Source organism: Pseudomonas sp. UYEF17, assembly GCF_040546125.1.
GTDB classification, from domain to species: Bacteria; Pseudomonadota; Gammaproteobacteria; order Pseudomonadales; family Pseudomonadaceae; genus Aquipseudomonas; species Aquipseudomonas putida_Z.
Genome location: NZ_JBEPNE010000005.1, coordinates 356,471 through 370,309 on the forward strand (window position 1 = coordinate 356,471; position 13,839 = coordinate 370,309).

Consider the following 13,839-nt stretch of genomic DNA (forward strand, 5'->3'; position numbering starts at 1 on the left):
ATAAGCTCTGCGACAATTTGTGCCATTGACAGTTTTTCAGGCGGTCGAGAAGGCACGGATTGACACCCCAGGAAATCGCGTAACCCCCGGAATACAAGGCGTTGACGGGCATGAGCGATGCGAAATGCAGATTCTGCCGTGCGGTCATGGACCCTGCGGCGGGCCCTTGGAGCGGGCGGGGTGATCTGTGACGAATGCGCGCACCTCGGCTGAGGCGTGGCATTTGCAGCAGGCCACCTGTCTGTTTTTTTGCAACGTATCGATTCGGGATCACGGTTTCCAGGGTGCTTTTATAACACCTGATGCAGTGGGGATATTCCACCAATTGCTCGGGAAAGACTGATTAGCCTCCACAGCCGTACTGCCCGGAGCATTCGTGCAATGAGTTCTGCCTCACTTACCAACCCTCCGGCCGAGAGGGTACGGGTCAACCGCGTGGTGTTCTTCACCTCCGCGCTGATGATCCTCGTTCTGACTGCCTTGCTTATCGCTGTACCCGAAACCGCCGGCCAGGTGCTGGGCGTGGCCCAGAAATGGCTGACGCGCACCTTCGGCTGGTACTACATGCTGGTAATCGGCGGTTACCTGCTGTTCGTCATCTACCTGGCCTTCTCCGACTACGGCAAGCTCAAGCTTGGCGGCAAGGATGACCAGCCCGACTTCAGCTATGGCGCCTGGGCCGGCATGCTGTTCTCCTCCGGTATCGGCATTTCGCTGCTGTACTTCGGTGCTTCCGAGCCGCTGGACCACTACTTCAACCCGCCGGAAGGCACCTCTGCCAGCCTCGACGCAGCGCGCCAGGGCCTGCAGCTGACCTTCCTGCACTGGGGCCTGCATGGCTGGGCGATCTACGCGCTGGTCGGCCTGGCCGTGGGTTACTTCGCCTACCGCCACAACCAGCCGCTGGCCCTGCGCTCGGCGCTGTACCCGCTGGTGGGTGAGCGTTGGGTCAAGGGTGCTGCCGGCAATGCCGTGGACATCTTCGGCATGTTCGTCACCCTGCTGGGCCTGGTGACCAACCTGGGCATCGGTTCGATGCAGGTGGCCTCCGGCCTGGAATACCTGTTCGGCATGGACCACAGCAAGACCAACCTGCTGGTGGTGATCCTGGTCATGGCCGGCGTTGCCACCGTGGCGGCGGTTTCTGGTGTGGAAAACGGCATTCGCCGCCTGTCCAACCTGAACATCATGCTGTTCAGCGGTCTGTTGATCTTCGTCCTGCTGGGCGGCGAAACCCTGCACCTGCTCAACGGCTTCGTGCAGAACATCGGTGACTACCTCAACGGCATCGTGCTGAAAACCTTCGACCTCTATGTGTATGAAGGCGAAGCCGGCAAGTCCGAGCGCTGGCTGGGCCTGTGGACCGTGTTCTACTGGGCCTGGTGGATCTCCTGGGGCCCGTTCGTCGGCATGTTCATTGCCCGTATCTCCAAGGGCCGCACCGTGCGCCAACTGGTCAGCGGCGTGTTGCTGATCCCGCTGGGCTTCACCCTGGCCTGGCTGTCGATCTTCGGCAACACCGCGCTGGACCTGGTGATCAACCAGGGCGCCGTTGAGCTGGGCAAGACCGCCCTGGAACAGCCGTCGATGTCGATCTACCAGCTGCTGGAATACTTCCCGGCGGCCAAGATCGTGATCGGTGTAGCGGTGTTCGTCGGCTTCGTGCTGTTCCTCACCCCGGCCGACTCCGGCGCGGTGATGATGGCCAACCTGTCGTGCAAAGGTGGCAAGGTCGACGAAGACGCCCCGCACTGGATGGTGGTGTTCTGGTCGGTGGTCATCACCCTGGTTACCATCGGCCTGCTGTTCGCCGGTAACTTCGAAGCCATGCAGACCATGGTAGTGCTGGCGGGCCTGCCGTTCTCGGTGGTGCTGGTGCTGTTCATGTTCGGCCTGTACAAGGCCATGAAACAGGACGTGGCGGTCGAGCAGGAGCGTGCCGAGCTGGCCGCCCGTGGCCGTCGTGGCTTCAGCGAGCGCCTGACCCAGCTGGAACTGCAGCCGACCCAGGCCGTGGTGCAGCGTTTCATGGACAAGCAGGTCAGCCCGGCGCTGAAAGAAGCCGCCGCGCAGTTGCAGACCCTGGGCTTCGAGGTGGAAACCCGGGTTGGCCAGTCGCGCAACATGATGGGCCTGCGGGTGATGATGGAAGAGGGCAACCCGTTCGTCTATGAAGTGAGCCTGGATGGCTACCTGGCCGCGCCGAGCGAAGCGCCGGTGGAAGGTGAGCCGGAAGTGCGCCAGCGCTTCTACCGCGCCGAGGTGTACCTGCACGATGGCAGCCAGGAGTACGACCTGATGGGCTTTGCGCCGGAGCAGATCGTGCGTGATGTACTGGATCAGTTCGAAAGCCACCGCCAGTTGCTGGGGCGTGTGTACAGCTGATTCTTGAGCGATGAGGAGGCCCTGCAAGACGCAGGGCCTTTTTCATGGGCAAGCAATAATTAGCCCGGGCGTCGTACAAGTTTGCTTCAGTCTGCCGGTTTTCTTCCGGAGGCATGCTTCATGAAACGTTCCGCTATTTCCACATTCGATTTTCAGTACGCCGCAGCCAGTCAGTTCAGTGATCGGCCGACATTGCGGCAGGTGACCAGCGAGCAGCTGTGGACCGTGCTGCTGGGGAAGCTGCCCTGGCTTGCCTCTGTGAAGCCGGCGCTGTCCAACGCCGACCCTCTCATGCTGGATAGTCCCGATCCCAGCACGCCTTACTGGGGCACGCAACCGCTGGTCGACCGTGTGCTCCAGGCATTGCTCGAAGCACAGCCGCTGGACATCGAGCCTGTCGGTGAGCGGCATCACAAGCTTGCATTGACCTCCTCATACCGTTTTCCTGGCTCGAAAAGCGCGTTCGACACCCGCCAACTGAGCGGCATGTCCGACGCGCTCGACGAGCTGGTAAAGCAGTTGCCACGGCTTTTCTGCGAGGCACAGCTCAAATACTGGAATGCCAAGGGCAGTGCAGGGGTGAGCCGTGACCAGTGGTTGCAACTGCTGCTCCGGACTGCACTCTTGCGTGGCCTGCCTCTGCAAGGGCTGGACGTTCAGGAGCAGGCCTGCATTCGCGGATTGATCCGCGGTGGTGCTGCCCAGCCATCGGTCTGTTTCGTGAAAGCCAGCCTGACTTGTGGGTCGATTCAGTACGACCAGATGCTCAGTCATCTGCTGGTCACTGGCGATTACGATGAGCGGCAGGTGGTGCTCTGGTGCGCGCCGTCCGGTATCACGCGCAGCTTCGCTTCCCTGGCTGATTTCGGCGAAGCGTTGCGCAACGAACTGGCGCAGCACTACAGTTTTCAGAGTATGTCGTGGACGCGTCAGCCGGTTGAGGGCAACGTCTTTGCCCAGCAGGTTTCGCTGTTGCTTGAGTCCATGTTCCAGTCTTTCGACCTGATGCGCTTCAGTGGCTTGTCCGATGTGGCGGCAATGGAGAGGCGTTTCGCCGACCTGAGCGACCCGGCGGCCTGGTTCGTACGCTACGAAGACGACACGCCAGCCACCATGGCCCCGCCAGGTCTCAGGGCTAGCGCTCCCCAGGACAGCTTTGCCTGTCGCGCCGCGTTGTTGCAGCTCGCCCTTGACCAGTTGGATGCCGGGGGTGTTTCGGTGCTGGACGGCGTCCAGTCATTGACGGCGTATACCGCGCAGCAACTAGGCGAGCAGATGAAAAAGGAGCACGGGGACGAAACCTCTCCAGATCACCTGCTTCTCGACCTGTATATCGCTCGGGGTGTGCCTGGCGGCGCTGCGACAGGTGCCGGTGGCGGCGAGCCACTGGCGTTCGTGGGTACCAAGTCGCTTACCGAATTTGCTATCGGTAACCTTGCTTCGCTCAAGGGCGCGGAGATCAAAAAGGTCCGCCATCAGAAGGGCATCACGCCCCCGAAGTGGCTGGATGCCAATGCTGCGAAGCGACTGGTGACCCAGGTAGACATTGGTGGCCGTTACCCAACCTATGTTGCCGAACAGTTCGATGATCAGGCCATGCGCGCCGAGCGCATCGTGCGTTTGGCCAGGGAATGGCGAAGCGGGTTTCTTTCCAGCGCCCTTTCGGCCAGGCTCGACGCGAAGGTCTCCGAAGTGGGTTTACAGTGCGTGGTGGATTTTTGCGCAGGTCATCAGGACCCCTTGGTTCCGCGCATGTCCTTGATCCCCCTGGCTTTCAGGCGCAGCCGTCATTCGCGCAAGAAAGACGAGGTGCGCGGCATGTACTTGCTGTTCTGCGCCGAGCCGGCAAGGGTTCTGCTGTACCGCCCGCTATATCGACAGGACACGGTTCGCGAGTACGCAAGCCTTGAGGCCTTGCTTGCACATATTCGTGAGTCGGCTCTCTTCCAAGAGAGCATTCTTGACTGGATCGACCCGACAGCGCGCGACGTATATGCAGAGGGTGGTTTCAGCGAGCCGCACATTGTGAGTATTGGTCTCGACCCTTATACGCTCCCGGCCAAGCCGGAGCCGGCGATTCTCGACCTGAAGCTGTGGCTCAACAAGGTTGACGAGAAAATATACCAGGCCAATCGAGATCTGCTGGTCGAGCTGGCAGGCCTGGAATCGGTATCTGACGCCGAGAGCCGCTGGCAGCTCCTGTGCGAAGGCGCCTGGCTGTTGTTCGATGTGGTGACTCAGGCGATACGCGGTCCGGTCGCGTCTGTGGCCTGGTTGGTACAGTTTCTGGCTTCGCTGCAAAGCGACTTGACCGCGTTGGAGCAGGGTGGTGAGTTCGATCGGTCTGCTGCAGTGGCCGACTTGTTGCTTAACCTTGGGATGACGCTGCTGCATGCCCATCAACCGAAACAGGAGACAGTGCCCACAAGGCGGCTGCCTGATGTTTCACTGTTCGAAGGGCCTGACCTGCAAAACGGCGCGTTTGCCGAACTTGCTATCGAGGCGCGTGAAGAGCCGGAAGGCAAACTGGGCGAACTGGGCAGCCAGGTACTGGACTTTTCCTGGCGCGGCCAGCATGGGTTCAACTGGCTACCCGCGCAACAGCGGCAGAGGTTGCAAGCCATGCGCTCCAGCGTCTCGGTCAATGGGTTGAGCCCTTTGACAGGGGGTGATGGTGAAGGCCTGTACCAGATCGATAAGAGCTACTACGCGGCCATGGCTGGTGACCTCTATAGCGTGGAGTTGCTGGCTGAGGGAGTTCGGGTAATCGATGCGACTGGCGGTTACGGGCCTTGGCTGGCATTTGTCGATGGGGCTTGGCGGGTGGATACGAAACTGCGCCTTGCGGGAGGGGCTCCCGACTCCAAGACTTTGGTATCGCGCCGCTTCGATAAACTGTACGAAAAAGTTTCCAAGCTGGATGAGGACGTTCCGGCGTTGAAAGCGGAGGTCCAGGCAGTTACCCAGCAGATGATGGCTTTGCACAAAAACCTTGTGGCCATGGAGGGGTTGAAGGTGAAAGCGCAGTCTGAGGTGGCTTCGGCCCCTGCAGGTACTGATGTGTCAATGAAGGAGTCGCTGATAGAAAAGTATGCTCAACGAGAAATGGAGGTGAAGGAAAGCATCGCTCAGCAGCGTGAGAAAATCGTTTCGCTGCTTGAAGAGGCCATTGGCAAGATGGATGAACAGCTAAAACTGTTGATCACGATGGCAGAACCAAAGTATGCCAGGCCTCGCCATAACAAGGGGTTGGATGAAATTCTTGACCAGCATCAGGAAAGTGCTCGAATAGAGCTGATTCGCGATTGTGTGTTCGTTTACAACGAGCTGTGGAGCCTTACGGACTATCCGCAACTTGCCGCGCTGCAACGGGCTATCGATGGGAAGCCATTGGCAGAGGTCGGCGAACAATATGCTGCGTTTCGTATCAAGCTGGAGCAGGTGGTGGAGTATCAGGACCGCATGCTCGCCATACGAGTGCACCTGGACAATTTGCTGGCCGAGACGCCGGTTGAGCGCGTAATACCTTCCAACCCACCTGGCGGCGATCGCACAGTTGAGCAGTTGATCGCTGAAAGAGCCTTCTCGACCGTGCAGATGCGCTTCCATCAGGTGCAGAACCTGGCAGACCTGGCCTTGCACCTCAATGCTCCCGGCGGCCTTCAGACAGTCGCCCGCTACCGGGACGAACTGGTCAGCATGGCCTTGCGCAATGCCGCAGAGACTCACGGGGATCTTGACTTCGCCAATCTGTCGGCAGATGACCGCATCGTGATCTTGCAAGAGGCATGGGATGAGTACTCTGCCGCATTACTCAATAGTGCCCGCATTCTCCGCGAAGGTGGCGACCTTATCGAACCCGCAATGCTCGAGCGGTATCGCAACCATCTAGAGCAACTGAAGGAAGATGCGGGGCAGAAACTGGTTGTCGCGATCTCGGAGCAGGAGGGTGAAGAGGTCGTGCAAAAGCGCACGCCATACAAAGTGTCTACCAAAGAGCAGAAGGTAGTACGCAACCTTGCCGGGCAGTTGATGATCGGGGTGGAAAGAACGATAGGCGAACACAAAATTGTAGAAGTGCTCGAGACTTTCAGTGAAGAAGTGCTGGCAACTTTCGACGAGGTGGATGGGGAATGGCGACAGCGGGAAAGCAAGCGCCCTTCATTGCCGGACGAAGCTGCTCCAACAGATTTGCCCAAGTGGGTACAGGCGCTCCTGGACGAGAGCGGTTCCGTGCGAACGCGGGCCGGGGGCTTTATCAAGTCCCATATCAAAGGGGCGTTGCTCGAAGAGTTGTTCGATCAGCAGCTGGGAAAGCTGAATCAGGCGCTCAGTGTGGTGCGTGAGGCTGGCGGAAACGACGAGCTGGTCAGGGCGCTGGAATTGGATCTGAAAGAATTGAGAGCGGATAAGAAACAGAAAATGATCGAGCTCTATACCAGCACCCTTTATCCGTCGGCCAAAGGTTTACAGTATCTTCACAAAGAGGGCCTGATACAGGTTAAGTATGTGAAGCGGTGCACCATGCGGGATGGCAGCGCATTTGACGAATACCAGATCCGGAGTCTACTGAGTAAGAAACCCCTTTGGGTTGCGCACTTCCATTTGCCCACGCAAGGCGCTGGAGCTGTTGATTTCACGGTGGGTCACCTCAAGACTTGGAAACAGCGCTTTTGGGGCGGCCAGGTCGCTGCTGGCTCGGGCCAGCGGGTGCACAGGGGAAGACTTACACTGGCCGAGGCCCGAGGAATCATTCCTTTCCGTTGAGACTGCCAACGGGGGCAGTGGGGTGGTGCCTGACATGTGCAGGCATCGTCTGATTGCCCCGCTCGGCAATCATCTGTTCCAGACCGATCAGCTCTATGCCCTGGCGCTTCAGCCGGGGCAGTTCGCGTTCGAGCACTTCGAGGGTTTGCGGATAAGGGTGGCCGATCAGCACGGCTGAGCCTTGTTTGCGAGCCAGTTCGACCCCGAGCTGCAATTCGCTGCCAATGGCCTCGGGCGTGCGTACGTTATCCAGAAAGACATCGCGGGATACCTGTGCCAGGCCCAGGGCCTGAGCCTGGAATGCAGCCACCGTGGCAGCGCTGGTGCGGCTGTCGACAAAGAACAGGTGCCTGCGTTGCAGGTCAGCCATCAGCATCGCCATTGCTTCGGGTTCGGCGGTCATGCGGCTGCCCATGTGGTTGTTGATGCCGACTGCGCACGGCACCTGCGCCAGGGCGGCGTCCAGGCGCCTGGCCAGCTCCGGCAGAGGCGTGCCGGGGTGCCACGCGTAAGGGCCGGTGGCCGGGTCCATGGGCATGTGCAGGATCACCGTCTTGCCAGCCTTGTGCGCCTGGCGGGCAAAGTCGGTGGCATGCGGGGTGTCGGGCATGATCGCCATGGTCACCGGACCGGGCAGGGCCAGGGTGCGGCTGTCGCGCTCGCTGCTCTGGCCCAGGTCGTCGATGATGATGCTCATGTAGGCCTTGCCGGCCGGCGCCGCTTGCGCGACCCCGGCCATCAGGCAGAACAGCAGACACAGCAGATAACGCATGGGGTGGATCAGTCGCCCTTGGTGATGTTCAGGCCTTTGAGCAGGCTCAGGGCCTGGCTCAGCTGGAAGTCGTCATCCTGTGGGCGCTCCTTGCGCTTGCCGCTGCCGGTCGGGCGGTCGGCACCGCCGTTGCCGTTGCCCAGGTGGCCCTGCAGGTCGGCTTCCTTGAAGTTGTCAGTGTCGGCTTCGGCGGTGAGCTTGGCCGGGCGCACTTCGATGTCGGGGACGATGCCCTGGGCCTGGATCGAGCGGCCGTTGGGGGTGAAGTACAGCGCGGTGGTGAGCTTCAGCGCACGGTCGTTGGCCAGTGGCAGCACGGTCTGCACCGAGCCTTTGCCGAAGCTGTCGGTGCCCATCAGCACGGCGCGTTTCTGGTCTTGCAGGGCGCCGGCGACAATTTCCGAGGCCGAGGCACTGCCGCCGTTGATCAGCACCACCAGTGGCACGCCGTCGCTGGCGTCGGCCGGGTCGGCCGAGAAGCGCAGCTCGGAGTTGGCGATGCGGCCCTTGGTGTAGACGATCAGGCCCTTGGTCAGGAAGTGGTCGGCCACTTCCACCGCCGACTGCAGCACGCCGCCCGGGTTGTTGCGCAGGTCCAGCACCACGCCGCGCAGCTTCTTGCCGTTGTCCTTGCGCAGCTTGGCCAGGGCCTTGCCTACTTCGTCGCCGGTCTTGACCTGGAACTGGGTGATGCGGATGTAGCCGTAGTCGTTCTCCAGCAGTTGGCTCTTCACACTCTTGACCTGGATGACCGCGCGGGCCAGGGTCACGTCGAAGGGGTTGCCGCCGTCACGCACCAGGGTCAGGGTGATTTTCTCGCCGACCTTGCCGCGCATCTTGTCGACCGCTTCGGTCATGGTCTGGCCACGAGTCGGGGCGCCGTTGATCTTGACGATCAGGTCGCCGGCCTGCACGCCGGCACGCGAGGCCGGGGTGTCGTCGATCGGCGAGACCACCTTGATGAAGCCGTCTTCCTGGCCTACTTCGATGCCCAGCCCGCCGAACTCGCCGCTGGTGCTTTCCTGCAGTTCCTGGAAGTCCTCGGGGCCGAGGTAGGCCGAGTGCGGGTCGAGGTTGCTGAGCATGCCCTTGATGGCATTTTCCAGCAGGGTCTTGTCATCCACCGGCTCCACATAGGCCGCCTTGATGCGGTCCATGACCTCGGCGAAGGTGCGCAGCTCTTCAAGCGGCAGTGGCGCCTTGGCGGTCACCTCGGTGGCCGGTACTGCGGCCGGCTTGGCCGGCTCCGCGGCAGTGGCCAGGGGCGCGCCGACCGCCAGGGCGATGGACAGGGCCAGCTGGGTGAGACGAGGCGAGTGCAGCATGTCGAACGAACTCCTGATCCTGTAAGCGCTCCCTGGGGAGCATCGGCGCAGCCCGTGGGCTACCCCGTAGAAATTTGACTAGCCCCGGCACCACTGCGAAGGGTCGGTAGGCCGGCCCTGCTGGCGGATGGCGAAGTACAAGCCGGCAGCGTCCTGGCCGCCGCTGTCGCCAACGGTGGAAATGGCCTCGCCAGCCTTGACGATATCACCGGCGCTCTTGAGCAGGCTCTGGTTATGGCCGTACAGGCTCAGGTAACCGTTGCCATGGTCGAGAATGACCAGAAGCCCGGCACCGCGCAACCAGTCGGCGAACACTACGCGCCCGCCGTGCACGGCACGGACCTGGGTGCCCGGGTTGGCGCTGATCATCACCCCGTCCCACTTGGCACGGGCATCGCTGCCGCGGGCATCACCGAAACGTGCGAGCAATCGACCATTGACTGGCCAGGGAAGTTTTCCCCGTGCGGCAGAAAATGCGCCGCCGTAGTTCGCGCCGTCGCTGGAAACCAGCGGGCCCAAGGTGGTGCGGGCCTTTTTCGGTGGTTCCACCGGTTCGCGGGCCTGTTCGCGGGCGGCAGCGGCGGCCAGGGCTTCCTGCTGGCGGCGCTTTTCCGCTTCCTGCTGGGCCAGCAAGGCCTTCTTGCGCGCTTCTTCGGCCTCGCGGGCCTGGCGGGCGAGGGTTTCCTCGATGGTCTTGAGTACCTTGGACAGGTCGGCCTGGTCCTGTTCGCGCGATTGCAGCTTCTGGTCGCGGTCCTTCATGTCGCTGTTGAGCTTGGCCAGCACCTGCTGGCGCTTGCCGCGCTCGGTTTCCAGGGCCTGGCGGCGGCTGTCGAGGTCGGCGCGCTGGGCCAGCAGCTGTTGTTGCTGGGTAGCGATTTCCTGTTCGACGTTGGCCAGCTGACGCAGGGTCTCGTTGAAGGTGCGCAGTTGCTCCAGGCGCGCCTTGCTCAGGTAGTCGTAGTAGGTGAGGGTGCGGGCGAACTTCTCGGGGTTTTGCTGGTTGAGCAGCAGCTTGAGGTATTCCTCGCGGCCGTTCTGGTAGGCCGAACGGGCCTGGATGGCGATCAGCCGCTGTTGTTCAACGCGGGCGCTCTGGAGTTTTTTTTTCTCGGTATCAAGGCGCTCCAGCTCGCCCTCGGTCTTTTTTAGTTCTTGCTGCAGGGCCTCCACCTGCTTTTCGAGGTTGCCGATATCGGTCTCGGTGGCTTTGAGGTCCTTTTGCACACCGGCCTTTTCTTCCTGGAGCTTGCCCAGCGTCTTCTTGAGCTCGGCAATGTCCTGGCGGGTGGCGTCCAGTTGCTGCTGGGTCTGCGCACGCTCATCGGCAAAGGCCGGGCTGAGCAGGCAAGACAGGGCTAGGAGAATCAGGGCGCGAAGCATGGGGTTTGGCGTACCAAGGATGGAGACTGGCCTAGTATGCCCGCGCGGGCGGGCAAAAAAAACGCCTCGCTGCGGGTGCAGAGGGGCGTTTGTCTGGAATTCATGTGTTATTGGGGCTGCTGTGCAGCCCATTCGCAGCACAAGGCTGCTCCTACAGGCATTGCACGAGCTCTTTGTAGGAGCAGCCTTGTGCTGCGAATGGGCCGCAAAGCGGCCCCCTTTGGCGCCGAATCAGGCGTCGACCAGAATCGAGGTACCAGTCATTTCCACCGGCTTTTCCAGCCCCAGCAGCTTCAGCATGGTCGGCGCCACATCGGCCAGCACGCCGCCGTCACGCACCTTGACGTTGCGCTTGCCGACATAGATGAACGGCACCGGCTCGGTGGTGTGCGCGGTGTGCGCCTGGCCGGTGCACTCGTCTTCCATCTGCTCGACGTTGCCGTGGTCGGCGGTGATCAGCGCTTCGCCGCCGACCTTGTCCAGCGCTTCGACGATGCGCCCTACACAGCCATCCAGGGCTTCGACGGCTTTCACCGCCGCTTCGAACACGCCAGTATGGCCGACCATGTCGCCGTTGGCGTAGTTGACCACGATCACGTCATAACGCTGCTGCTCGATGGCCTCGACGATGCGGTCGGTAACTTCCGGTGCGCTCATTTCCGGCTGCAGGTCGTAGGTGGCGACCTTCGGCGAAGGGATCAGGATGCGCTCTTCGCCTTCAAACGGTTCTTCGCGGCCACCGGAGAAGAAGAAGGTGACGTGGGCGTACTTCTCGGTCTCGGCGATGCGCAGCTGGGTCTTGCCGTTCTTCGCCAGGTACTCGCCCAGCACGTTGTTCAGGCTGGCCGGGGCGAAGGCGGCGGGGGCCGGGATTTTCGCCGAGTACTGAGTCAGGCCGATGTAGGCGGCCAGTTTTGGCAGGCGGGCACGCGGGAATTCGTTGAAGTCGGCTTCGACGAACACGCGCGACAGTTCGCGGGCGCGGTCGGCGCGGAAGTTCATGAAGATCACCGCGTCGCCGTCTTCGACCTTGACTGCTTCACCGATGCGCGTGGCCTTGACGAACTCGTCGCTCTCGTCGCGGGCGTAGGCCGCTTCCAGGCCGGCCAGGGCGGTGTCGGCGGTGTATTCGGCAGCGCTGTCGACGATCAGGTTGTAGGCGGCGCTGACGCGGTCCCAGCGGTTGTCGCGGTCCATGGCGTAGTAGCGGCCGATCAGGCTGGCGATGCGGCCCTTGCCCAGCTTGGCGAAGGCGGCGTCGAGCAGTTCGATGGACGACTGTGCGCTGCGTGGCGGCGTGTCGCGGCCATCGAGGAAGGCGTGCAGGTAGATCTTTTCCGCACCGCGCTGCGCGGCCAGTTCGGCCATGGCTACCAGGTGGTCCTGGTGGCTGTGTACGCCGCCGTCGGACAGCAGGCCGAGGATGTGCACGGCCTTGCCGGCACTGGCTGCCTTGTCCACGGCGCCGGTCAGAACCGGGTTCTCGAAGAATTCGCCGTCGCGGATGGCCTTGGTCACCCGGGTGAAGTCCTGGTACACCACGCGGCCGGCGCCGAGGTTCATGTGACCGACTTCGGAGTTGCCCATCTGCCCGTCCGGCAGGCCGACATCCATGCCCGAGCCGGAAATGAGGCCATGCGGCTGGCTGGCGCGCAGGCGGTCATAGACCGGTGTGTTGGCGGCGTAGATGGCGTTGTATTCGGGGCTTTCGCTGTGGCCGAAGCCATCCAGAATGATCAGGACCAGGGGTTTGGGCGTACTCGTCATCAATCAAACTCACGGTTGTTCAAAGATGATAAAGACACGCATTTTAGGGCAAATGCGCCACCGGCGGCGAATATTCGTCCTGTTCCCTGACCAGCGTGGCCAATGTGGCAACATGAAGGTACCTTTCCGGCCGGCCCGTCGGGCTTTGGTGGCACTGGGGGGCTGTGTATACTGGCCGGCATTTTCAATCGCGTGGAACACCCCAGATGGTTGCTAACCTGATTCAATTTGCGACAAACCACTACATCCTGGTGGCGATCTTCGTTGTTTTGCTGGTCGCGCTGCTGGTCAACGAAATCCGTCGCGGCGGCCAGAGCCTGAGCAACGGCCAGCTGACTGCCCTGGTCAATGCCGAAAAAGCCCTGGTCATCGACATTCGCCCGACCAAGGAATACTCCGCCGGTCACATCGTCGGTGCGGTGAACATCCCGCAGGACAAGCTGGTCAACCGCATGAGCGAGCTGGACAAGCACAAAGAGAAGACCCTGATCGTCGTCGACTCGATGGGCCAGCAGTCCGGCACCATCTGCCGCGAGTTGCTCAAGGCTGGTTACAACGCCGCCAAACTGAGCGGTGGCGTTTCCAGCTGGAAAGCCGATAACCTGCCCCTGGTGAAGTGATATGAAGCCCGTCATCGTCTATTCCAGCGACTACTGCCCCTACTGCATGCGCGCCAAGTACCTGCTCGAGAGCAAGGGCGTGGCCTTCGAGGAAATCAAGGTCGACGGCAAGCCACAGGTTCGTGCCGAGATGAGCCAGAAGGCCGGCCGTACATCTGTGCCGCAGATCTGGATCGGCAGCACCCACGTCGGTGGATGCGATGACCTTTATGCCCTGGAGCGCGCCGGCAAGCTCGACGCGCTGCTGGCGGCCTGATTTGCACTGCATTCAAAAACATTAGGATAAGGATCTGCCATGACTGACCAACAGACCAACGGCGCTGCTGCAGAAGACAACAGCCCTCAGTTCTCCATGCAGCGCATCTATGTGCGCGACCTGTCGTTCGAAGCCCCGAAAAGCCCGCAGATCTTCCGCCAGACCTGGGAGCCGAGCGTTGCCCTGGACCTGAACACCAAGCAGAAAGCCCTGGAAGGTGACTTCCACGAGGTGGTGCTGACCCTGTCGGTTACCGTCAAGAACGGTGACGAAGTGGCCTTCATCGCTGAAGTGCAGCAGGCCGGTATCTTCCTGATCAAGAACCTGGATGCGGCTTCGATGAGCCACACCCTGGGTGCGTTCTGCCCGAACATCCTGTTCCCGTACGCCCGCGAGACCCTGGACAGCCTGGTGACCCGCGGTTCGTTCCCGGCCCTGATGCTGTCGCCGGTCAACTTCGACGCCCTGTACGCGCAGGAAATGCAGCGCATGCAGGAAGCCGGCGAAGCGCCGACTGTGCAGTAATAGCTGCATTTGAAAAAGGGCGACTTCGGTCGCCTTTTT

Annotated in this window: 9 protein-coding genes; 5 read left to right on the plus strand and 4 right to left on the minus strand. The window is 61.5% G+C overall.

What is annotated here, in order from left to right:
* Positions 1–438: 438 nt before the first annotated feature.
* Both ABIB24_RS11375 and ABIB24_RS11380 read left to right on the plus strand, forming a co-directional pair.
* Positions 439–2,385, plus strand: coding sequence for a BCCT family transporter (locus ABIB24_RS11375; RefSeq protein WP_249352862.1), 1,947 nt, complete (start codon positions 439–441; stop codon positions 2,383–2,385).
* Positions 2,386–2,505: 120 nt separating this feature from the next.
* Positions 2,506–7,152, plus strand: coding sequence for a dermonecrotic toxin domain-containing protein (locus tag ABIB24_RS11380; RefSeq protein WP_274078221.1), 4,647 nt, complete (start codon positions 2,506–2,508; stop codon positions 7,150–7,152).
* Here the strand turns inward: ABIB24_RS11380 and ABIB24_RS11385 are convergent.
* The 4 genes from ABIB24_RS11385 to gpmI form a co-directional block, all read right to left on the minus strand.
* Entirely contained in the window at positions 7,136–7,924 is a 789-nt protein-coding gene (locus ABIB24_RS11385; RefSeq protein WP_354316455.1) for a divergent polysaccharide deacetylase family protein, read from the minus strand. The two genes, ABIB24_RS11380 and ABIB24_RS11385, sit on opposite strands and share 17 nt — an antisense overlap.
* Before the next feature lie 8 nt (positions 7,925–7,932).
* Positions 7,933–9,249 (minus strand): S41 family peptidase, encoded by a 1,317-nt coding sequence (locus ABIB24_RS11390; RefSeq protein WP_023660970.1) that lies wholly within the window; start codon positions 9,247–9,249, stop codon positions 7,933–7,935.
* A gap of 78 nt (positions 9,250–9,327) precedes the next feature.
* A complete protein-coding gene (locus ABIB24_RS11395) occupies positions 9,328–10,632 on the minus strand; it encodes a murein hydrolase activator EnvC family protein (protein WP_015272119.1) in 1,305 nt (434 codons plus the stop codon).
* A gap of 231 nt (positions 10,633–10,863) precedes the next feature.
* Positions 10,864–12,399: a 2,3-bisphosphoglycerate-independent phosphoglycerate mutase gene (gpmI, locus tag ABIB24_RS11400; protein WP_075046619.1), complete on the minus strand. Its 1,536-nt coding sequence runs from the start codon at positions 12,397–12,399 to the stop codon at positions 10,864–10,866.
* A 206-nt stretch (positions 12,400–12,605) separates the two neighbouring features.
* Between gpmI and ABIB24_RS11405 the strand changes: the two genes are divergently transcribed.
* From ABIB24_RS11405 to secB, 3 genes are read left to right on the plus strand one after another with little or no spacing between them, the layout of a single operon-like run.
* Positions 12,606–13,019 (plus strand): rhodanese-like domain-containing protein, encoded by a 414-nt coding sequence (locus ABIB24_RS11405; RefSeq protein ID WP_003259887.1) that lies wholly within the window; start codon positions 12,606–12,608, stop codon positions 13,017–13,019.
* 1 nt (position 13,020) lies between these two features.
* Positions 13,021–13,275: a glutaredoxin 3 gene (gene grxC, locus ABIB24_RS11410; protein WP_003249204.1), complete on the plus strand. Its 255-nt coding sequence runs from the start codon at positions 13,021–13,023 to the stop codon at positions 13,273–13,275.
* A gap of 39 nt (positions 13,276–13,314) precedes the next feature.
* Positions 13,315–13,800 carry a protein-export chaperone SecB gene (gene secB, locus ABIB24_RS11415; RefSeq protein ID WP_013974581.1) on the plus strand — a complete coding sequence of 162 codons (486 nt, stop codon included), beginning with the start codon at positions 13,315–13,317 and terminating at the stop codon, positions 13,798–13,800.
* Positions 13,801–13,839 lie beyond the last annotated feature (39 nt).

Coding starts and splice junctions, on each gene's coding strand:
- secB (WP_013974581.1), top strand. CDS start 13,315: ATGACTGACCAACAGACCAACGGCGCTGCTGCAGAAGACAACAGCCCT.
- ABIB24_RS11390 (WP_023660970.1), bottom strand. CDS start 9,249: ATGCTGCACTCGCCTCGTCTCACCCAGCTGGCCCTGTCCATCGCCCTG.
- ABIB24_RS11380 (WP_274078221.1), top strand. CDS start 2,506: ATGAAACGTTCCGCTATTTCCACATTCGATTTTCAGTACGCCGCAGCC.
- gpmI (WP_075046619.1), bottom strand. CDS start 12,399: ATGACGAGTACGCCCAAACCCCTGGTCCTGATCATTCTGGATGGCTTC.
- ABIB24_RS11385 (WP_354316455.1), bottom strand. CDS start 7,924: ATGCGTTATCTGCTGTGTCTGCTGTTCTGCCTGATGGCCGGGGTCGCG.
- ABIB24_RS11395 (WP_015272119.1), bottom strand. CDS start 10,632: ATGCTTCGCGCCCTGATTCTCCTAGCCCTGTCTTGCCTGCTCAGCCCG.
- ABIB24_RS11405 (WP_003259887.1), top strand. CDS start 12,606: ATGGTTGCTAACCTGATTCAATTTGCGACAAACCACTACATCCTGGTG.
- grxC (WP_003249204.1), top strand. CDS start 13,021: ATGAAGCCCGTCATCGTCTATTCCAGCGACTACTGCCCCTACTGCATG.